Origin of the sequence: Marinobacter nauticus, from assembly GCF_003634635.1 — a bacterium.
Taxonomy (GTDB): Bacteria; Pseudomonadota; Gammaproteobacteria; order Pseudomonadales; family Oleiphilaceae; genus Marinobacter; species Marinobacter nauticus.
Genome location: NZ_RBJB01000005.1, coordinates 137,320 through 156,916, shown reverse-complemented (window position 1 = coordinate 156,916; position 19,597 = coordinate 137,320). Strand labels below are relative to the sequence as shown.

Below are 19,597 nucleotides of genomic sequence, written 5' to 3'. Positions count from 1 at the left end.
CTTGGCTAGAATCATTGTCGTTACCTCAGGAAAAGGCGGCGTGGGCAAAACCACCACTAGCGCCTCCATCAGCACTGGTCTGGCAAAGCGTGGCCACAAGACCGTCGTGATTGATTTCGACGTGGGTCTGCGCAACCTGGACCTGATCATGAACTGCGAACGCCGGGTGGTGTACGACTTCGTTAACGTCATTCAGGGCGAAGCGACTCTCAACCAGGCCCTGATCAAGGACAAGCGGGTAGAAACGCTCTACATCCTGCCTGCCTCCCAGACCCGCGAGAAGGAAGCTCTCACCAAAGATGGTGTGGAGAAGGTCATCAACGAACTGTCCGAAACCTTCGACTACATCGTGTGCGACTCCCCGGCCGGCATCGAACATGGCGCCCTGATGGCGCTCTACTATGCCGACGAGGCGATTGTCGTAACCAACCCGGAAGTCTCATCGGTACGGGATTCAGACCGCATCCTGGGCATACTGCAGAGCAAATCCCGGCGAGCGGAAATGGGGCAGGACCCAGTCAAGGAACACCTGCTACTGACCCGCTACAACCCGGACCGGGTAGAAAAAGGCGAGATGCTGTCGGTACAGGATGTTGAGGAAATCCTGGCCATTCCCCTGCTGGGCGTGATTCCCGAGAGCCAGATCGTACTGAATGCCTCCAACCAGGGCCTGCCGGTCATTCTGGAGGAGCAAAGCGATGCCGGCCAGGCCTATGAAGATGCCGTTGCGAGGCTGCTGGGCGAGGAACGGGAACACCGTTTCATGACGTCCCAGAAAAAAGGCTTCTTCTCACGGATGTTCAAAGGGGGCTAAGGGATGAGTTTTTTCGATTACTTCAGAAGCAAGAAAAACAGTACGGCCAGTGTCGCCAAGGAGCGACTGCAGATTATCGTGGCCCATGAGCGGGGCCAGCGTGAACAGCCGGACTACCTGCCCCAGCTGCAGCAGGAGCTGTTGCAGGTGATCCGCAAGTACGTTCAGATCAGCGACGACATGGTACAGGTGGAGGTGGATCGCAATGACCACTGCTCCGTGCTGGAATTGAACGTCACCCTGCCCGAAAAGTGATGGCTATGCCCGGTTTACCACCGGGCAAAGTGATCTTCCATCAATCCCCGTAACCCGTTTACGGGGATTATTCTGCCGCTTTCATCCGCAACCGTACCCTGGAAAGTGCCCACAAACTGACGGAAATTGGAGGCAATAACCCAGGCGTTGAGCTTTTCCCGGCGCGCGCCAGCGGGCACGAAACGGAGGTCAACGCGGCCATCGTCGGTGGTGACCCGCCAGTCTGCCCCGGGCTGATAGCGATTAAACTCGAATCGGGCCGGCCCCAGCAGAATGCGACGTCCGTTGAGCCACAGCGCGTTCTCGGTCATCCCGGTCTCGTTCACACCAGCGGCCAGGTTCAGCCCCACTGAAACACCATTGTCGGCAACCCCAGCCAGACTGGCCCAGTTCCAGGCAGTCTCCCGGCGCATGAAGCCGCAGCTCCAGTCGATGGACGCACGGGTAGACTCATCGCAACGCCAGACCACATCGCCCAGGCGCACTTCACCGTCCACCGTCAGCCCGGCCGATTTCCGGGTGAACACCCAGCCGTTGTATCCGGCCGGCGACACCAGCCGCAAGGGTTGTTCGGTGTCCCGCAACTCAAGATCCACCCGGATATTACCGGGCCCGCTCACTCTCACATTCCGACCGCCGGTGGCCGGTTCAATGGCCATGCTCAAGTCGCCTTTGCGGAACCGGGCGTGACCGCGTTCAGGATAGGGCTCTATGTTCGTGTTCCTGGCCAGAGGCTGCAAAAACGAATGCTCGAACATCTGTCCGCTCTCGAAATCAAACAGATAGAAAAAGCCATTACCCACCAGGTTCAGATCCACAATAGCCAGGCCAAACACCCAGCCCGGTGCCATCGCACTGACAAACTGGAACTGATTGAAACGCCAGTGTCTGGCCAGGCGGGTCCGAGGCTTGTCCATCACCGTGCGCAGGTCGTAGTCGAGATAGTTGATGGTGTCGACAGGATGCTCCATCAGCCCTGGCGTTATTCGTCCGCGGGCATCTACCAGTTTCTGTGTTGTCATAATGTTCGTCAGATCAGGCCAATCGTGGTGTGCGTTGTGTAACTAAGCTACTTGGTTCACAAACCCCCGCATTCACAGGCGGGGGCCATTGCGCCCCGTGGTAGACTCGGCTCACTCTTACAACGGAAGTTTAGCCTATGAACACAACCAGAGCCCACGGCGTTAGCCGCCTGATTTCCGGCATTATGGGCCTGTTGATGACCTTGTCTGTGTCCGCCAGTGAAACCGGGCCGTTGCCATCGGAAGATGCCGAGGCCTGGTCACTGCGCAAGGAAGTGGACAATGTGCGGATATACACCATGGCGCGGGAAGGCTCGGGGTTCGAGGCTTTCAAGGCAGTAGCGGAACTGGACGTTCCTATCGAGAACCTGATGGCCGTCATGGTCAATCCGGAATCCTGTGAGGAATGGGTACACAACTGCACCGAATCCCATGCCTTTGGCCAGGGGGACTTCCACGATCGCTATGCCTATTCGGTCAACGATATGCCGTGGCCGGTAGCCGACCGGGATTATGTACTGCGCATCCGTACCCGCGGCGACGCGTCCACCGGCGAGATTATCATGGACCTCAACGCCACTCCCAACATGCGGGCCGAGTTCAACAGTCGCGTGCGGGTGGACCGCTCCGACACACTCTACCGGTTTATCCCGGAGGGCGACCGAACCCGAATGGTCTGGGTGCAGCACACCGAACCCAACGGCGCATTGCCCGGCTGGCTGGTCAATAGCCTGATTGTCGATATACCGGTCAAATCCATCCTCGCACTGGAAGCCGTCGCCAAACAGGATCGCTATCAGGGTTACCAGTTGCAATGGGGCGAAGACGGCACATTGCAGGGCGTAAGCCCGGAAGCCCGTTAACCCGACCCACAATGCAGGGGTGACGGCAGGCCACGGAACGGCTAAGCTTCATCAAAAGCACAGCAAACGGAAGATGCCCGCACATGAGTGTTCTCGCCCATGAGATCATGACCCCGACCATCAAGGCTGTCCCCCACAACTGGACTATGGATCGCCTCGCCAGGTTCCTCACCGACAACGAAATCACCGGCAGCCCGGTTACCGACGACAACGGCGACATCATCGGCATAGCCACCCTCAAGGACATTACCGAATTCCGTTGGAATGCCTCCCGTTCCGGCGATCAGCCCAGGCTGACCGAAGAGGAGCAGGAAGAGGCCCGGCGTCTGCGTATGGTCATCTTCGAAGAGATGGGCAAGGTTCCGGTTGAGGTCCGGGACATCATGACGCCCATTGTTTTGTCGGTTGACGAAGACACGCCAGTGCGAGACATTGCCAATATCATGATGCGAGAGCACCTGCACCGGATCTTTGTCACCCGGGATTCAAAAATCACCGGTATCATAACCACTTATGACATGCTGAAACTGATCTCCGACAGAGACCTGACGCAACGCTGCGCCGAGACCGACTGAGCCACCAGAGAGGTAGCGCCCCCTATGCCAAGAGCACCGCAAGCTCGCCGGAAAATGTATGTCCTCGACACCAACGTCCTGATTCACGACCCGAATGCCCTCCTGAACTTTGAAGAACATGATGTCATCATTCCGATGACCGTCCTCGAAGAACTCGACAGCCTGAAATCCGGCAAACAGACGGTGGCCGCCGACTGCCGCCAGGCCATTCGCAACATCGACAAACTGCTGGGTGATGCCAGCCCCAAGGACATCGAGAAAGGCGTGCCGATTCTGCGCGGCAAGAAAGCGGACCCGCTGGGCGCTCTCTCCATCATCATGAGCACCGAAGGTGCCGGCAATCACTCACTGCCCGAACACCTGAACGACAACAAGATCATCAACACCCTCGCCGCCCTGCAGGCACGCCACAAGTCCCGGGATATCATCCTGGTCAGCAAAGACATCAACATGCGGTTGAAGGCCCGCGGGTTCGGTGTCGAGGCCCAGGACTATCACAACGACCAGTTGCTGGACGACATTGACCTGCTGCCCAAAGGCTACAAGGAGTTCCCCAACTCATTCTGGGACGGTATCGCCAAGGTGGAAACCATCCAGCGGGAGGGGGTGACCGAGCACCTGCTCAAACGCGAAGGGGAACTGGCGAAACTGAACATCAACGAGTTCGTGATTGACGAGCAGGGATTCGTTGGCAAGGTGGTCGATATCTCAGAGGATCAGTTGGTACTCAAGGACCTGCACCAGCATGACCTGATGAATGAAGAAGTCTGGGGCCTGGTACCCAGGGATATCTATCAGGCCATGGCCCTGAACCTGTTACTGGACCCCGACATCCACCTGGTGAACCTGACCGGCTCGGCCGGTTCCGGTAAAACCATTCTGGCCCTGGCCGCCTGTATTGAAATGACCGTGGCCAGCAAACTCTACAAACGCATCATCGCGACCCGCTCCACCCAGGGCCTGGATGAGGATATCGGTTTCCTGCCCGGTACCGAAGCCGAGAAAATGGAACCCTGGCTGGGTGCGATCGTGGACAACCTGGAAGCTTTGCACGAAGACGATGAGAACATGACCGCCAGTGTCGACTACATCCTCAGCAAAGTGCCCCTGCACTTCAAATCCATGAACTACATCCGGGGCCGCAGCTTCCAGCACAGCCTCATCATCATTGATGAATCACAGAACCTGACCCCGCACCAGATCAAGACCATCATCACCCGGGCCGGTAACGGCTCCAAGGTGATCTGCCTCGGCAACCTGGCACAGATAGACACCCCCTATCTGAGCCCACTGAGCTCCGGCCTGACCTACATGACTGAGCGCTTCAAGGGCTTCCGCCATGGCGGTCACATCCATCTGCAAGGCGTACCCCGTTCGGTACTGGCCGAGTTTGCCGAAGCCAATCTGTAGGCTTCAGTGCGCCCCCTGTTTGCGCCAGCGAGCCGGGGGCATGCCCGTCCAGCGATGGAATGCCCGGTAAAAGGTACTGGCCTCTGCAAATCCGAGCGATAAAGCGATCTCTGCCAGGGACAATCCCGATTCCCGCACCGCTGCCAGGGCGAGCTCCCGGCGCACCTCGTCCAACAAGCTGTTGAACGTATAGCCCTGCGCCTCCAGCCGACGGGCCAACGTGCGTTCGCTGAGGCCCAACATCCTGGCCGCTTCTGCCCGTCGTGGAAGGTTTGGCCCCATCCGGGCGACCAGCCATTGTCGCAGATCCTCTGCCGACACAGCGCCCTTTTCCAGCGCCGCCAGCCGCCCTGCATTGTACTGTTCATGTACACGGGCAAGGGCCGGATCTGCCTGTGGTAAAGGCCTGTCCAGCACCTCATTACCCACCAGCAAACCACTGAACGCCTGCTCGAACTCCACCGGGCAACCAAACAACTCCCGGTACCCTGACAGTGGCCCCAGACGGGCCTGACTGAATTGCACTCGCACAGGCCCAACCGCAGAACCGGCAATCCAGTCGGTCAGGCTGACCACGGCCGACAGCACGGCTTCAATCTGATGCGGACTGAACGCCAGACGCCCCTGCCGGGGGTGGTAGACAATCCAGGTGCCCCTGCTACCCGGTATCATCTGGAAGCGACCGCCATCAGAGATCAGCCGCTGGTATTTCTGGACCAGGGTGATGGCTTCGCGCAGCGTGGCGGCGCTCTGCATGGCGAAACTGACCGCATCAATACTGGCCGGCCGCACCCCGGCGCCAACTTTCAGACCAAACCCGGGATCCCGCGTGCACTGCTCAGCGGCGTGCCAGAGACGGGTAATGAAGTCGATGGGCCATCGTTCGAGAGACAGGGCCCCGGCCGGCAGACCAGCGGTTTCCAGCAACAGGTTCTCAGGAACGCCCAGATTCTTCGCGGCATCGATCACGGTATTGACCCAGCCCATGGATACGGTGGCTTCTAACGTCAATTATTATGGCCTCTGAAGTCAATTCAGAACCGATCATAGCGTTATATGGTCTGTAACAACAAAATCAAAAATACAATCCGGAAACGCACCATGGTGAAACCTGTTAGCTCAGACCTTTTGATTGCCGGCGGCGGACTGGCGGGCATTGTCACCGCCCTGGAAGCGCTGCGGGCTGGCAAGTCCGTAACCATTGTTGATCGTGACAGCCCCGAACGCTTCGGAGGTCTGGCGCTGTGGGCCTTTGGCGGCATGATGCTGATTGACACGCCGCTGCAGCGGCGCATGAGAATCGCCGATTCGCCGGAACTGGCGCTGAACGACTGGCTGCGTTTCGGCGAACTGGACCCAAACGATGAGTGGCCTGTGCAGTGGGCCCGCTATTACGTTGAGCATTCCCGTACCGAGGTGCACGACTGGCTCGCTGACGAGGGCATCAAATTCATGCCGGCGGTGAACTGGGTGGAGCGAGGCCGGTTTGGCGATGGCAACAGCGTGCCCCGGTACCACATCACCTGGGGCACCTCCCGGGAACTGGTGCGCTGCATGGTCAATGCCCTGCACGAAGCCAACACCAGTGGCAGACTGGCCATTCATCACCGGCACCGAATGACCGCACTCGACCATCAGGCCGGTGAGGTCTGCGGCGCCGTTGCCATCAACGAGGAAACCGGCGAAGAAGTGCGGTTTGAGGCTCCGAACGTGGTGCTGGCTATGGGCGGTATCAACGGCAGCCACGCCGAGTGCCGTACCAACTGGCCCAGACATCGTCCGCAACCGGACACCATGCTCAACGGTGCCCACCCGTTTGCCGATGGCAAACTGCACCACTGGGCCAAAGACCACCTGGGCGCGCGCATCACCCACGCAGGCGAAATGTGGAACTATGCCGCCGGCTTTCCCCATCCCTATCCGCATTTCCCGGGCCACGGTCTGTCTACCATACCGTGTAAATCCGCACTCTGGTTGAACCACCGGGGCGAGCGTATAGGGCCGGAGCCCCTGGTGACCGGCTTTGATACTCACTGGCTGTGCCAACGGGTAGCCGAACAGGAAAAACCCTGGACCTGGCACCTGCTGAACCGGCGCATCGCACTGAAAGAATTTGCCATCTCCGGCGCTGAACACAATGCCCGCATCCGGGACAAACAATTCCCGCTGTTCCTGAAAGAACTGCTGCTGGGCAACAAACCGTTGGTGAATCAGATGCAGAACGAAAGCCGTCACTTCCTGGTGGATGACACCCTGGAAGGGCTGGCGAAGAAAATGAACGCCCTGACCTGCTCTCTGGACATTGACGCCGCCACCCTGCAGGCCACTGCCGATGCTTTCGATGCCAATTTCAGCAAGGGCGATCAACTGAACAACGATGCCCAAATCCGCATGATCCGCCACGCCCGCCAGTGGGGCCCGGACCGGCTGCGCACCTGCAAACCGGCACCTCTTCAAAAACCAGGCGCCGGGCCGTTTATCGCCATTCACATGCAACTGACTACCCGCAAGAGCCTGGGTGGCCTACGCACCGACCTGCAAAGCCGGGTAATGGATGCCAGCGGGCAACCCATCCGCGGCCTGTACTGTGTCGGCGAAGCGGCCGGTTTTGGCGGCGGTGGAAGCAATGGCAAACGGTCACTCGAAGGCACCTTCCTGCCCGGTTGCATTCTGACGGCGCGGGCTGCCGCCCGCTCCATCACCAAGGGAAACTGAGACCATGCCCCTGAGTTATCCGGCCACCGCCGCCGATTACCAGCAACTCGCCCGCCGTAAACTGCCCCGGTTTCTGGCAGATTACCTGGACGGCGGCGCTACCGAAGAACACACCCTGCGGGCCAATGTCCGCGGCTGGCAGGATATCGCCCTGCGCCAGCGTGTGTTGATTGATGTCGATAACGTGGACACCCGCACCGAGCTGGCCGGGCAATCCTGCAGCATGCCTGTCGCCCTGGCGCCTCTGGGGCTGGCCGGCATGATGGCACAACGGGGAGAAGCCCAGGCTGTGAAGGCAGCCAACTCCGCCGAGGTGCCTTTCACCCTCTCCACCGTTGGCATATGCCCGTTGGCAGAAGTGAAAGCAGCCGCCACGGCGCCCTTCTGGTTCCAGTTGTACATGATTCGTGACCGGGACTACGTAGACACCCTGCTGAAAAAAGCCTGGGATGCCGGCTGCCAGACGCTGATATTTACCATCGACCTGCCCCTGCCCGGCCCCCGGCATCGGGATACCCGCAACGGCCTGAACAGCGCCGGCGCCCGTTCCGTTGCGCTCAAAGCGCAGCAGCTTCTATCGAGGCCCGGGTGGCTATGGCAGGTAGCGATAAAAGGTAAACCCCTCACCTTCGGCAATCTGAGCGACGCGGTGCCAGAGGCCAGTAACCTGGATTCCTTCAAGCAATGGGTCGATACCCAGTTCGACGCTTCCGTCACCTGGCAGGCCATCGAATGGCTGCGGGAACGCTGGCCAGGGAAACTGATCCTGAAAGGCATACTGGAAGTGGATGATGCCAAAGCAGCCGTCAACGTAGGCGCCGATGGCATCGTGGTCTCCAACCACGGCGGTCGTCAGTTGGATGGTGTGGCCGCCACCGCCCGCAAACTCCCGGATATCGTGGCCGCCGTCGGCAACGACACCGAGATCCTGGTGGATGGCGGCATCCGCAACGGCGTAGACGTTTTCCGCGCCCTCGCCCTGGGGGCCAACGGCGTGATGATTGGTCGCCCCTGGGCGTGGGCCCTGGCGGCAGAAGGTCAGGCCGGATTAACCCGACTCCTGAACACCTGGCAGCAGGAACTGAAACTGGCCATGACCCTGACCGGCGTCACCAGAATTGCCGATATCAACGAGACCCATCTCGACCGGACCAATACAAACGAATTGACCCAAGCTGGAGAACAACAATGACCAACGGCGCTCAGGCACTCATGAAAACCCTGGTGGATTCGGGTGTTGAAGTCTGTTTTACCAACCCGGGCACCAGCGAAATGCATTTTGTCGCCGCCCTGGACAGCGAACCCGGAATGCGGGCGGTACTGGCCCTGTTTGAAGGCGTCGCCACCGGTGCCGCCGACGGCTACGCCCGGATGGCGGACAAACCCGCTGCTACCCTGCTGCACCTGGGCTGTGGCCTGGGCAATGGCCTGGCCAACCTGCACAATGCACGCAAGGGTAAGGTACCGGTGGTCAACATTGTTGGCGACCATGCCACCTACCATGTGAAATACGACGCCCAGTTGCAGTCTGACATCGAAACGGTCGCTCGCAACATCTCCCCCAATTTTGTGCGCACGTCACAAAGCACAGAAGCCCTTTGCCAGGATGCCGCCGAAGCCATCATCGCCGCCCGGGGCCTGCCAGGGCAGGTAGCCACTCTGATTCTGCCAGCGGATGTGTCCTGGGGCGAAGGCGGCAAGCCTTGTGCCGCACCCACTCAACCGCAAGCGCCAGCAGCTGAAGATAGCGCTGTTAAAGCGGCCGCAGAAGCCATTAAGAGCGGTAAGAAAACCGCCCTGCTGCTGGGTGGCCGCGCCCTGCGTGAGCCCGCTCTGCTGGAGGCGGCACGCATTGCCGCCCACAACGGTGTCACCCTGTTTGCCGAAACCTTCCCAACCCGCATTGAACGGGGCGCCGGCCTGCCGCCGGTGGAGCGGATCGCTTACCTGGCGGAACTGGCCACTCTGCAGCTCTCCGAGTTTGACCACCTGATTCTGGTGGATGCCAAGGCCCCGGTATCCTTCTTCGCCTATCCGGGCAAACAAAGCTACCTGGTGCCAGACAACTGCACTGCTCACACCCTGAGCACGCCGGAGCAGGATGCCACCGCCAGCCTGAAAAAGCTGGCCGAAACTCTCGGTGCCAGCAATGCCCAACCCAAGCTGCAGGCGCCCGGCCGCCCCGGCCTGCCCAAAGGTAAACTCACCGCCGAAAAGGTTTGCCGGGCGGTGGGCGAACTGATGCCCGAGAACAGCATTATCGTGGATGAAGCCATCACCTCCGGCCTGATGCTGAACGCCATGACCGCAGGCTCGCCACGGCACGATCTGATCACCCTCACCGGCGGGGCCATCGGGCAAGGCATGCCCAACGCCGTCGGTGCAGCCATCGCCTGTCCGGATCGCCAGGTTTACGCACTGATCGGTGACGGCACCGCCATGTATACCAACCAGGCCCTGTGGACCATGGCGAGGGAAAATCTGAACGTGACCACCATCATCTTCAACAACGCTTCCTACTCGATCCTGAACGTAGAACTGGAACGGGTTGGCGCAGAAGAAGCCGGTGCCAAGGCGAAATCCCAACTCGACATCAGTGGCCCGGTCACCAACTACGCGTTGCTGGCCCAGAGCATGGGCGTGCACGGCACCCGGGTAACCACGGCGGAAGAGCTGATCAAAGCCATGGAATACGCCAAACACAACCCCGGCCCGCACCTGATTGAAGCGGTGGTGCCGGAATCCTTGAATGGCGTAAAAAGAAAGGTTCTGCCCTGGCTGCTGAAGTCGCTGCCGAGCCTGCCAAGGCCGCTGACCAAAGCCCTGAAAAAGAAAATCGCGCCCTGATCCGGGCAAAAAAGGCGCAGATCACTTTCGTGACTGCGCCTTTTCCTTCGACTGGATAGGTAACTCTGCTCAGACCCGGTAGCGGCTGACCTCGTCGGTCAACTCACCGGCCAGTGCCTTGAGGCGCTGGGTCGCTTCGCCGGCGCGACGGGTTCCCTGGGCAGTCTGTTCCGAGATTGCCACGATTTCGTGGACATTCTGGTTGATGGTTTCCGACACGCTGGTCTGCTCTTCCGCAGCACTGGCAATCTGGGTGTTCATATCGGTAATCGTGTTCACGGCCTGGGAAATACGCTGCAGCGCTTCGTTCACCTGGCGGGTTTCCTCCACGGTTTCCTCGCTGCGCTGGCTGATGGCGCCGATCAGCGTTACCGCCTGCTGGGCACCTTTCTGCAGCCGCTCGATGGTCGCCTGGATCTCCTGAGTGCTCTTCTGGGTCCTGCTTGCCAGCGTACGTACCTCGTCGGCAACCACGGCAAAGCCACGGCCGGCTTCTCCGGCGCGAGCCGCCTCGATGGCAGCATTCAGGGCCAACAGATTGGTCTGGTCGGCAATCTCCCGAATAACCTCCAGCACGCTGTCGATCTGGCGGGAGTCGGTGCCCAATTTTTCTATGACCTGAACACCCTCTTCCACCTGTTTGGAGAGCCCGCCAATCACCTCGATGGCCTGGTAGACCAGCCCCTGGGCATCGGTTACCTGAGCGGTAGCGTGGCCAGCCGAATCCGACGCTTCACTGGCATTACCGGCCACTTCCTGGGCTGCGGCAGTCATCTCGTTCATGGCGGTGGCTACCTGATCACTTTCCGATTTCTGGCGCTCAACGCCCTGCTCGGCTTCCACCATGACCTCGTTCAACTCGCCGGTGGTAACATTCAATGTCTCGGCCGACTGGCGGACCTGGCGGACCAGCCCATGCACCTGATCCGCAAAGCTGTTGAACGCCGTGGCCAACTGGGACAGCTCATCCCTGCCCGAGACGTCAAGCCGACGGGTAAGATCCCCGTCGCCACTGGCAATGCCATTCATCGCCGTCACCGCCGACTTCAATGGGCGGATAATGCCGCGAACCACGACAAGGGCCAGAAAGACGATAATCGCCAGGGCGATCAGGGAGGTGGTCACCGAACCAATGATCGCCTCACCCAGGGAATCGCCCACCCGCTGTTCCATGGAAGCAACCTGAGATTCCAGGCCGTCAATCCAGAATCCGGTGCCGATCATCACGCCCCATTTCGGCAGCATTTCGGCATAGCCTAACTTGGGGGCTACGTTACCGGTTTCCGGGTGTTTCCAGCCATAGGGTACATAGCCGCCACCATTGCGCGCAGCCTCGATCAGTTCGCGAATCAGGTAGGTGCCGTTCGGGTCCTGAAAGCCCCAGAGGTTACGGCCTTCCAAGGCGGAATTGACACCATGCATCACGGAAACACCTTCCGTGGTATAGGCGAACAGATAGCCCTCACTGCCGGAGTCGTCAAAACGCAGTTGCCGCAAGATGTCCCAGGCCTGCTGCTGGACCTCAGGATCATTGGCCGAGCCCGGCTGCTCATAAAGATGCTGGATGGACGTTTTTGCCAGCTCCAGATAGTTGCGCAGCTCCTGGCGCTTGCTGGCCTCCATGTCTTCCGAGAAGCTTGCAACCGCCTGCTCTCCGATCGAGCGGGCCTGATTCAGGTTGTAAGTGGTCAGCAATGCAGTCAGAACAATAACCGGCACCAGTGCCAGCAACAGCACCCTCGCCTGGATGGTCAGATTCTTCATGTGGCGTGTTTTCCGTGGTTGGAATGACTGTCGGAGAAGTCCGCTAAAAAAAGATTAGCAATCCTACAGAAAAACACACGACAGATTTATCGAGGAAACCTCGTAGTTTGTAAAACCAGTGCAACCAGGGCGTTATCTTTTGTAACGGTCAGTCCTTGAACTCGGCTTTGTCCAGCCCGTGTTTCTTCATTTTGTCATACAGCGTCTTGCGGGCAATCCCGAGCTGAACCATGGTGTCCTTGATGCTACCGTGGCAGGCGTTCAGAGCACTGACAATAGCCGAGCGTTCAAAGCCATCCATCATTTCCGACAACGTCTGCCGGCTGGCAATGTTCGGTCCGCTGGCGGAATCCCCTTCGGCCAGGGCTGCCGGGCCCAGCAAGACATATCGCTCAGCCAGGTTACGCAGTTCCCGAACGTTGCCGGGCCAGGAATGCTGCATCAGCCGGGCAGCCTGACGTGCGTCCAAAGGCACACTCTCGCGGTCATAGCGAGCGGCAGCAATCAGCACAAAGTGATGGAACAGTTTGGGGATGTCTTCCTTTCGCTCCCGCAACGGCGGAATATCCACTTTCACCACATTCAGTCGGTAATAAAGGTCGGACCGGAATTCTCCCTTGTCACTCAGTTCCTTCAGATCGGATTTGGTGGCGGCGATAATACGTACGTCCACGTCAACGACCTGGTTGCTGCCAAGCCGCTCAACCCGTTGCTCCTCAAGAACCCGGAGCAGTTTTATCTGCAACGGCATGGGCATACTTTCCAGCTCATCCAGGAACAGGGTTCCCCGATGAGCGTGTTCTATCTTGCCAACACGTCGTTTGTCAGCACCTGTGAAGGCACCGGCCTCGTGCCCGAACAGCTCGCTTTCGATCAGATTCTCGGGTACAGCGCCGCAATTGATCGCAACAAAATTGTGGCTGCTGCGTGGACTGTTTTCATGGATATATCTGGCCAGCGCGTCCTTACCGGACCCCGTCTCACCATGAAGGAGCACGTTTGCGGAGATATCCAATACCGGATCAATGGTCGCCATCACCCGTTGCATAGCCGGCGAATCGCCCAGCATCCGGGGGCCGGGGCGGGCAAGGTGTCGGAGCTGAGCTTTCAGCCGCCGGTTCTCAAGCGCCAGATGCCGTTTCTCAAGGGCATGCCGCAGAAGTTCAATCAACTCCTCGTGATCAAACGGTTTCTCGATGAAATCGTAGGCACCCTGCTGCATGGCCGATACCGCCGTGCTGATATCGCCCTGACCAGTCAGCAGAATGACCGGAATATCTTCATCAATCTGCCGGATGCGCTGCAACACATCCAGGCCGTCCATGCCCGGCATGTTGTAATCACACAGGACGATGCCCTCGAAATCCGGATGAACCTCCTGCAAGGCTGACGCACCATCCGCAAAACAGGCCACCGGGATATCCTCCAGCTCCAGGGTCTGTTCCATCAGTGGCCGGATATCCGGGTCGTCATCGACAAAAATGACTGAAGCGGTTGTCATTCCTCTGCCCTACGCTGTTTCAATTTGAGAACGAACTCGGCACCCGGACCATCGTCACGATTGTGGCCGACCAGGTTTCCGCCCAGAGCTTCAACGATCTGACGGGAAATGGAAAGCCCCAGGCCCAACCCCTGTTTGACGGAGCGGGTGGTAAAAAACGGTTCGAACACCTTCTCTGTGTTACCGGGAAGGCCATGCCCATTGTCTCGAACCCGGCAACGCCAGTTCCCCTCTTCTTCATCAATCATGATCTCGATCAACGGCTCGTCACGGCCTTCAACCGCCTGAACCGCGTTCGCCACCAGATTGACCATCACCTGCTCGATCCGGATCAGATCGCCGTGGCACATGACCGGCTGCTCCGGGCGATGCCAATCGATGCCAATGCCGCTACTGCTGTGCTGGGCACGAATGATCTTGAGGGCTCCATCCACCGCCAATCTGAGATCAACCACCGACGGAGGGCCCTCGGATTTTCTCGCGAACACCTTAAACTGTCGGATGAGCTCCGCCATCTTGTCGCACAGGGCAACAATTTCCCCCAGGTTGGCATCCACCATATCGGTGGCCCCTCGCTCCAGAAACTTCCGACTGTTGCGGGCATAACCCTGGATAGCGGTCAGGGGCTGATTGATCTCGTGGTTCAGACCCGCCGACATTTGCCCGAGCACCGCTAGCTTGGCAGCCTGGATGAGCTCTTGCTGGGTTTCACGCAACTCGGTCTGGGCTCTCTCCCGCTCCTGTATCTCTTCCAGCAGTTGGTCATTGGAACGTTTAAGATCGGCTGTCCGCTGAGCAACGCGACGCTCCAACTGCTCTCCCCTCAAGGCCAGTTCACGTTCCCGCCGGTATCGTTCGCGGAGATACAACCAGGTAAGGAACCCGGCCAGGAACAAGGCCAGCCCGCTGACCAGGAAACCGGCGCGGGTCCAGAGTACTGATCGCGTCTCGGACAGTACCATCAGGCTCCAGTCCAGCCTGGGCAAGTCCACCTCGACGGTCAGGTACGTGCCGGCACTGTTGCTGTCCCGTAACTGAATCCGTGTGGAATAATCCGCCAGCCCCCACGGCTTGCCAGTGACCGAGAAGTCAACAGGCGCTAAATCCCGTTCGGGGTAACGCTGCCGCACGCGGGCGGTTTTTTCGGCCTTGTCACCTGGCCGAAAGTCCCGATACAACCACTGGCTGCGACTGGACAGAAAACTGATGCCGTCGCCGTCCAGCACCACCATTTGCGCCTGCTGGGTCGATTCTGGCCGGTGCCACTGCGACTCCAGCTCATGGACCAATATCTTGATGGCTACGACCCCGAGCATCTTGCCCCGCTGATCGCGCACCGGATGAGTGAAGTACAGACCACGCTCCAGGGACCGTAAACCCAGGGCAAAATAGGCCACGGAATCTCCGGTTTGCACGGCTTCAGAAAAGTAGGGGCGAAACGCGTAATTATTGCCGACGAAGGTGTCCGGCTGGCCGAAATTGTTGGCCGCAATCGTCAAACCAGACAAATCCATCAGGTAGATATCTGAGCCGCCGACAATGTTCGCCATTCTTTGCATCTGCTCGTTGGCCCGAAGCAGGGTCACAGCATCATTCGGTTGCTTGAGTGCGTCGGCTAACAGGGGGTGTTCGGCGATAAGAGCCGGAACCGGCAGATACCGGTTCAGCTCGTTCGCAACCAGTTGTCGGTACCGGAAAGCCTCTTGCAGGGCCTCCTGCTCCAGCTGGCGATAACCGTACCAACCGCCCAGAAGCCAGGACAGCAGCATGATGACAACCAGAATCACAACGACGCTGAAGCGCTGGAGCATGGAATTCAGTTCCGAAACATCAAAGAGGGGCTTCGGCCAAGCCTAGCGCCCCCGGACCGGCAGGACAACCCGCTCAGCGGCAGGTTGTCCTCCGGGTACTGGCCATATCAGGCTGCGGCCAGAGCCGGCGCACGCTTGCGCTGGATGAGCATGGCGATTACCGCCAGCGCGATACCCGCCAGATCCGTCCACAAACCACCCTCGATGGTCAGCAGGGCTGCGGCCACCAGTAACAGCCGTACCAGAACCGGGGCGGACGACCGTGCGAACCAGCCCAGCACACCGGCAGACAGCAGGTACACGCCAAAGGTAGCGGTAATCAGTGCCCGTCCGATTTCGAACCACCCTCCTTCCATCAACAGGGCACTGTTGTAGAAGAACATGAAGGGCACGATGAACGCCGCAATGCCGATCCGGAATGACGCTACCGATGTGGACATGGCGTTGGCACCGGAAATACCCGCCGCCGCATAGGACGCCAGTGCCACAGGCGGCGTGATGGCCGAGACCACGGCAAAGTAGAAGACAAAGAAGTGCGCCGTCAGCGGTTCAATCCCCAACTGCACCAGACCCGGGGCCACGACCGAAGCTGCAACGGCATAAGCTGCGGTGGTCGGCATGCCCATGCCTAGCAGAATGGAAATAAACATGGCAAACACCAGAGCCAGCAGATGGCTGTGGGCCGCCACATCCAGCAACAGCACCGAGAACCGCGCGCCGACGCCGGTGAGTGAGATCACACCCACAATGACACCGGCGGCCGCACAGACCACGATGATCTGAATCGACATATAGGCCGCTATCTCAAACGCATGCAGAATCTGCCGCATGCCCATCTTGTTGGGGGAAATCCAGCTGACCACCGCCGCGGAAATCGTGGCCAGAGTACCTGCACGAATCACCGAGTAGCCCTGGAACAACACCACGATCAGAATGATGATGGGCACAAACAGGTATACCTGGCGCAGCATCAGGCGCAAATTGGGCAGCTCGTCTTCGCGCATGCCGCGCATTCCGAGCTTCTTGGCCTCGAAATCGACCATGAAGTAGACCGAGGCGAAGTACAGAATCGCCGGAATGATCGCCGCAATGGCAATTTCGGTATAGGGAATACCGGTAATCTCCGCCATGATGAAGGCACCCGCACCCATGATCGGCGGCATGATCTGCCCGCCCGTAGACGCTGCTGCTTCAACCGCGCCGGCGGATTCCTTGCTGTAGCCAACCCGCTTCATCAAGGGGATGGTCAGGGAACCAGTGGATACCACGTTCCCGGCACTGGTGCCGTTGATCATACCCATCAGGCCAGAGGCGAAAATGGAGACTTTGGCGGGACCACCCCGGGACCGGCCAGCCGCTGCAAAGGCGAAATTCACAAAGTAGTCACCTACCTTCGACGCCTGCAGAAACGCGGCAAAGATAATGAACAGGATAATGTAGGTCGAAGACACCGCCGTGGTCGGCCCGAGGATACCGGCATCGGTATACACCTGGCTGAAGAAGCGCTGCACCGACAGCCCGGGATACCCCAGAAAGCCCGGAAGGTAGGGGCCGGCGAAGACGTAGGCAAGAAACACCAGCGCAATCACCACCAGAGCCATACCGGCTACCCGGCGGGTAAGCTCCATAATCAGCGCGGTACCGGCCACGGCGGCGAAAGAAATGCCCACGGGGGCGAAGGCGGTGCCGGTGGTCATCCGCATAGAGGTGTTGAACACCACCAGTAGGTAGGCGGCAACCGCCACAGAGCAGACGATCAGAACCAGATCCGGCACGCTGAACCGGGCACGGTCGCGCTGGTGGAACCAGCTCATGACAATACCCACACCGGAAGCCGCCAGCAGCGGCCAGCCAAAGTGCCAGGTTTCCAGCTCGGCGGGAATCCGCAGGGTACCGCCCAGAATCATCTGGTGAAAGGCGTAAGTCTGGTACAGCGCATAGAGCGCTGGAATCAGTGCGACTGCTGCAAACCAGGTGGTCCAGCGATGCCGCGCAGCACCTTCTTCACCGGAAACGAAGCGGGCACCGGCAAACAGTATAAAGCCCAACACCAGGGCACCGGCCACGTGCACAATACGGAACGACCAGGTTTCCATGGGCGACACGTTCAGGGTGTAGAGGTGAAACGCCGAATAGGCAATGGCCAGCAACACCACGAACTTCAGCAAAATACCGGTGTACAGGCGACGGTTCGCCTCCACCGGTTCTTCATCCACATTGTGGGCCAATACATGGTCTTCATTGACCGTCAGGTTTTCTGCCAGCTGCGTTTCGCCACCGGCATGGGATTGTTCTTTGGTCATGATAAGTCCTGCCTGTCTGAGAGGCGGTGAATCGGTATCGACCGGATGCCGAAGGGTCGTCAGGCGACCCTCCGGCCAGGTTCATTACTGCTTGATGGCCGCGTCTTCGATGGGATAGCCGTTCTCGTTGAACCAGCGTGCCGCACCCGGATGCCAGGGCAGTACCTTGTTCTTGGTGTAGTTCTCGGGAACGGAGTGGCGCGCCGCCTTGTGGATCGACACCATCTTGTCGTTGTTCTCCATGGTCAGCTTGGTGATTTCATACACAAAGCTTTCCGGCATGTCGCAGTTCACCATGGCGAAGTTCCACATGGAGACCACACGGGACGGGGCGTCCAGGGACTGGTAAGTGCTGGCCGGAATCACGAACTCAGACACCGGGAAGTTGTCGACGATCTTCTTGGCTTCATCGTCGTTCATGCCGATCACGTTAACGTCGGTCTGAACTTCCAACTGGCTGACCGCCGGAATGGGAATACCGGCCGCAAAGGCCACCACATCAATCAGACCGTCCTGAAGCTGGCCACCCAGATCGGACCAGCTGCCGTTACGACGCTCGAACTTGACGCCCAGCGTTTCCATCATGCGCGGGAAATAGGTATCCGAGGTGGAGCCGGCCGGCCCGAAACCAATGGTGGCGCCGTCCGGAATCTCGGAGATGCTGGTAATACCGGAGCTGGACAGCGTGGCAATGGAGAACGGGGTTTCATACATCGGGAACATGGCACAGACGTTGTCCATCTTCATGCCCGGTGCCAGCGGGCTCTGCCCGTCCACGGACTCACGGGCGGGGCCCATGGTGGTCAGGCCAAACTTCAGGTCTCCGGTGTGGACCAGCGCCATGTTCTGAACCGGTCCGCCGGTGATCTCAGCGCCACCAGACACCCCCAGATTCTCCGCCACAAAGTTCGCCCAGCCGGAGCCATAGGCAAAGTAGGTGCCGCCCTGGCTTGCCGTGCCAACGGTAAAGCTCTCAGGCCAGCCGGCACGATCCTGGGCAATCACAGGGCCAGCAACAACGGAGGAGGCGATCGCAGCCGCCAGAATGGTTTGAAGTTTCATAAGAAATGCTCCCGATTCATCTTGTTGGTTGGGTGCTGATGAGACCTGCCCGGCCTCGCTGGGGGAGCATTCAGCAAGGGCCAGGCCAGTTCGGGAAACTACTTATAAAACAGATTTCTAAGCCGGATTGGCCGGAAGGACATGCAATTAATGGGTGGATTTCCACCCAGAGAAGAATCGCCTATGGGTGGAAACCCACCCCTATGGGGAGCGCCTGAACGCTTACCAACGACCCTGCAAAGTCGCCACAATTTTTCGACCACCGGCATGATTCCGGTGTTCGCAAAGGTAGATGCCCTGCCAGGTACCGAGAGCCAGATGGCCATGGCTGATGGGGATGGTCAGCGACGGCCCGATAATCACGCTTTTGATGTGGGAGGTGGTGTCATCCGGGCCTTCCAGGGTGTGCTCGTAATAGTCGGCGTGTTCCGGCACCATCACATTGAAGTGACGCTCCAGATCGCCACGCACGTCCGGGTCGGCGTTTTCATTGATGGAAAGAGAAGCGGAGGTGTGCTGTATGAACAGGTTCAGCAACCCCACTTCGCAGTTAGTCAGTTCCGGCGCCTGGGCCAGGATTTCGTTGGTCACCAGGTTAAATCCCCTGGGCAGCGGGGCCAGCTCAATAGTGTTCTGGTGCCAGATCATACGTGCT

16 protein-coding genes are annotated in these 19,597 nt (G+C 59.2%); 8 read left to right on the top strand and 8 right to left on the bottom strand.

Translation table 11 applies throughout. From position 1 onward, the window contains the following. The first annotated feature begins 1 nt into the window (after position 1). On the top strand, positions 2–814 hold the full coding sequence (gene minD, locus C7436_RS15705; RefSeq protein ID WP_011785799.1) for a septum site-determining protein MinD: 813 nt from the start codon (positions 2–4) through the stop codon (positions 812–814). Between the two features lie 3 nt (positions 815–817). Next, positions 818–1,069 carry a cell division topological specificity factor MinE gene (gene minE / locus C7436_RS15700; protein ID WP_011785800.1) on the top strand — a complete coding sequence of 84 codons (252 nt, stop codon included), beginning with the start codon at positions 818–820 and terminating at the stop codon, positions 1,067–1,069. Between the two features lie 14 nt (positions 1,070–1,083). On the opposite strand, the gene C7436_RS15695 is transcribed toward minE, so the two are convergent. After that, positions 1,084–2,091: a DUF2804 domain-containing protein gene (locus C7436_RS15695; protein WP_121208407.1), complete on the bottom strand. Its 1,008-nt coding sequence runs from the start codon at positions 2,089–2,091 to the stop codon at positions 1,084–1,086. A 137-nt stretch (positions 2,092–2,228) separates the two neighbouring features. On the opposite strand from C7436_RS15695, the gene C7436_RS15690 reads away from it, so the two are divergent. From C7436_RS15690 to C7436_RS15680, 3 genes are all read left to right on the top strand, one after another. Next, a complete protein-coding gene (locus tag C7436_RS15690) occupies positions 2,229–2,954 on the top strand; it encodes an START domain-containing protein (protein ID WP_121208406.1) in 726 nt (241 codons plus the stop codon). An 83-nt stretch (positions 2,955–3,037) separates the two neighbouring features. Beyond that, positions 3,038–3,529, top strand: a complete 492-nt coding sequence (locus tag C7436_RS15685) for a CBS domain-containing protein (RefSeq protein WP_014420722.1) — start codon at positions 3,038–3,040, stop codon at positions 3,527–3,529. A 24-nt stretch (positions 3,530–3,553) separates the two neighbouring features. Continuing rightward, on the top strand, positions 3,554–4,939 hold the full coding sequence (locus C7436_RS15680) for a PhoH family protein (RefSeq protein ID WP_036148393.1): 1,386 nt from the start codon (positions 3,554–3,556) through the stop codon (positions 4,937–4,939). A 3-nt stretch (positions 4,940–4,942) separates the two neighbouring features. Here the strand turns inward: C7436_RS15680 and C7436_RS15675 are convergent, their stop codons facing one another. Further along, positions 4,943–5,950 (bottom strand): AraC family transcriptional regulator, encoded by a 1,008-nt coding sequence (locus C7436_RS15675; protein ID WP_121208405.1) that lies wholly within the window; start codon positions 5,948–5,950, stop codon positions 4,943–4,945. A gap of 90 nt (positions 5,951–6,040) precedes the next feature. On the opposite strand from C7436_RS15675, the gene C7436_RS15670 reads away from it, so the two are divergent. Genes C7436_RS15670 through C7436_RS15660 form a run of 3 tightly spaced genes read left to right on the top strand, consistent with a single transcriptional unit; the run spans position 6,041 to position 10,501 of the window. Further along, positions 6,041–7,654, top strand: coding sequence for an FAD-binding dehydrogenase (locus C7436_RS15670; RefSeq protein WP_121208490.1), 1,614 nt, complete (start codon positions 6,041–6,043; stop codon positions 7,652–7,654). A gap of 4 nt (positions 7,655–7,658) precedes the next feature. After that, on the top strand, positions 7,659–8,846 hold the full coding sequence (locus C7436_RS15665) for an L-lactate dehydrogenase (RefSeq protein ID WP_023011497.1): 1,188 nt from the start codon (positions 7,659–7,661) through the stop codon (positions 8,844–8,846). Continuing rightward, the gene (locus C7436_RS15660) at positions 8,843–10,501 is read left to right on the top strand and encodes an acetolactate synthase large subunit (RefSeq protein ID WP_121208404.1); all 1,659 of its coding nucleotides are present in this window, start codon (positions 8,843–8,845) and stop codon (positions 10,499–10,501) included. The genes C7436_RS15665 and C7436_RS15660 overlap by 4 nt, the downstream gene beginning before the upstream one ends. A 69-nt stretch (positions 10,502–10,570) precedes the next feature. Here the strand turns inward: C7436_RS15660 and C7436_RS15655 are convergent, their stop codons facing one another. The 6 genes from C7436_RS15655 to C7436_RS15630 all read right to left on the bottom strand — a co-directional run bounded on the left by C7436_RS15655 (position 10,571) and on the right by C7436_RS15630 (position 19,590). Then, on the bottom strand, positions 10,571–12,265 hold the full coding sequence (locus C7436_RS15655; RefSeq protein WP_121208403.1) for a methyl-accepting chemotaxis protein: 1,695 nt from the start codon (positions 12,263–12,265) through the stop codon (positions 10,571–10,573). Between the two features lie 148 nt (positions 12,266–12,413). Continuing rightward, the gene (locus tag C7436_RS15650) at positions 12,414–13,766 is read right to left on the bottom strand and encodes a sigma-54-dependent transcriptional regulator (protein WP_011785810.1); all 1,353 of its coding nucleotides are present in this window, start codon (positions 13,764–13,766) and stop codon (positions 12,414–12,416) included. Beyond that, entirely contained in the window at positions 13,763–15,577 is a 1,815-nt protein-coding gene (locus C7436_RS15645) for a sensor histidine kinase (protein WP_121208402.1), read from the bottom strand. Before C7436_RS15645 ends, C7436_RS15650 begins: the two co-directional genes overlap by 4 nt. 107 nt (positions 15,578–15,684) lie before the next feature. Continuing rightward, the gene (locus C7436_RS15640) at positions 15,685–17,880 is read right to left on the bottom strand and encodes a TRAP transporter permease (RefSeq protein WP_121208401.1); all 2,196 of its coding nucleotides are present in this window, start codon (positions 17,878–17,880) and stop codon (positions 15,685–15,687) included. Positions 17,881–17,964: 84 nt separating this feature from the next. Further along, a complete protein-coding gene (locus C7436_RS15635) occupies positions 17,965–18,942 on the bottom strand; it encodes a TAXI family TRAP transporter solute-binding subunit (protein ID WP_011785813.1) in 978 nt (325 codons plus the stop codon). Between the two features lie 222 nt (positions 18,943–19,164). Beyond that, entirely contained in the window at positions 19,165–19,590 is a 426-nt protein-coding gene (locus C7436_RS15630; RefSeq protein WP_121208400.1) for a secondary thiamine-phosphate synthase enzyme YjbQ, read from the bottom strand. Between the last annotated feature and the right edge of the window lie 7 nt (positions 19,591–19,597).

What these genes read in the sequence shown, in the direction of transcription:
- C7436_RS15640 (WP_121208401.1), bottom strand. Translation starts at nt 17,880, where the DNA reads ATGACCAAAGAACAATCCCATGCCGGTGGCGAAACGCAGCTGGCAGAA.
- C7436_RS15690 (WP_121208406.1), top strand. Translation starts at nt 2,229, where the DNA reads ATGAACACAACCAGAGCCCACGGCGTTAGCCGCCTGATTTCCGGCATT.
- C7436_RS15670 (WP_121208490.1), top strand. Translation starts at nt 6,041, where the DNA reads ATGGTGAAACCTGTTAGCTCAGACCTTTTGATTGCCGGCGGCGGACTG.
- C7436_RS15685 (WP_014420722.1), top strand. Translation starts at nt 3,038, where the DNA reads ATGAGTGTTCTCGCCCATGAGATCATGACCCCGACCATCAAGGCTGTC.
- C7436_RS15680 (WP_036148393.1), top strand. Translation starts at nt 3,554, where the DNA reads ATGCCAAGAGCACCGCAAGCTCGCCGGAAAATGTATGTCCTCGACACC.
- C7436_RS15665 (WP_023011497.1), top strand. Translation starts at nt 7,659, where the DNA reads ATGCCCCTGAGTTATCCGGCCACCGCCGCCGATTACCAGCAACTCGCC.
- C7436_RS15635 (WP_011785813.1), bottom strand. Translation starts at nt 18,942, where the DNA reads ATGAAACTTCAAACCATTCTGGCGGCTGCGATCGCCTCCTCCGTTGTT.
- minE (WP_011785800.1), top strand. Translation starts at nt 818, where the DNA reads ATGAGTTTTTTCGATTACTTCAGAAGCAAGAAAAACAGTACGGCCAGT.
- C7436_RS15645 (WP_121208402.1), bottom strand. Translation starts at nt 15,577, where the DNA reads ATGCTCCAGCGCTTCAGCGTCGTTGTGATTCTGGTTGTCATCATGCTG.
- C7436_RS15660 (WP_121208404.1), top strand. Translation starts at nt 8,843, where the DNA reads ATGACCAACGGCGCTCAGGCACTCATGAAAACCCTGGTGGATTCGGGT.
- C7436_RS15630 (WP_121208400.1), bottom strand. Translation starts at nt 19,590, where the DNA reads ATGATCTGGCACCAGAACACTATTGAGCTGGCCCCGCTGCCCAGGGGA.
- C7436_RS15695 (WP_121208407.1), bottom strand. Translation starts at nt 2,091, where the DNA reads ATGACAACACAGAAACTGGTAGATGCCCGCGGACGAATAACGCCAGGG.
- C7436_RS15650 (WP_011785810.1), bottom strand. Translation starts at nt 13,766, where the DNA reads ATGACAACCGCTTCAGTCATTTTTGTCGATGACGACCCGGATATCCGG.
- C7436_RS15655 (WP_121208403.1), bottom strand. Translation starts at nt 12,265, where the DNA reads ATGAAGAATCTGACCATCCAGGCGAGGGTGCTGTTGCTGGCACTGGTG.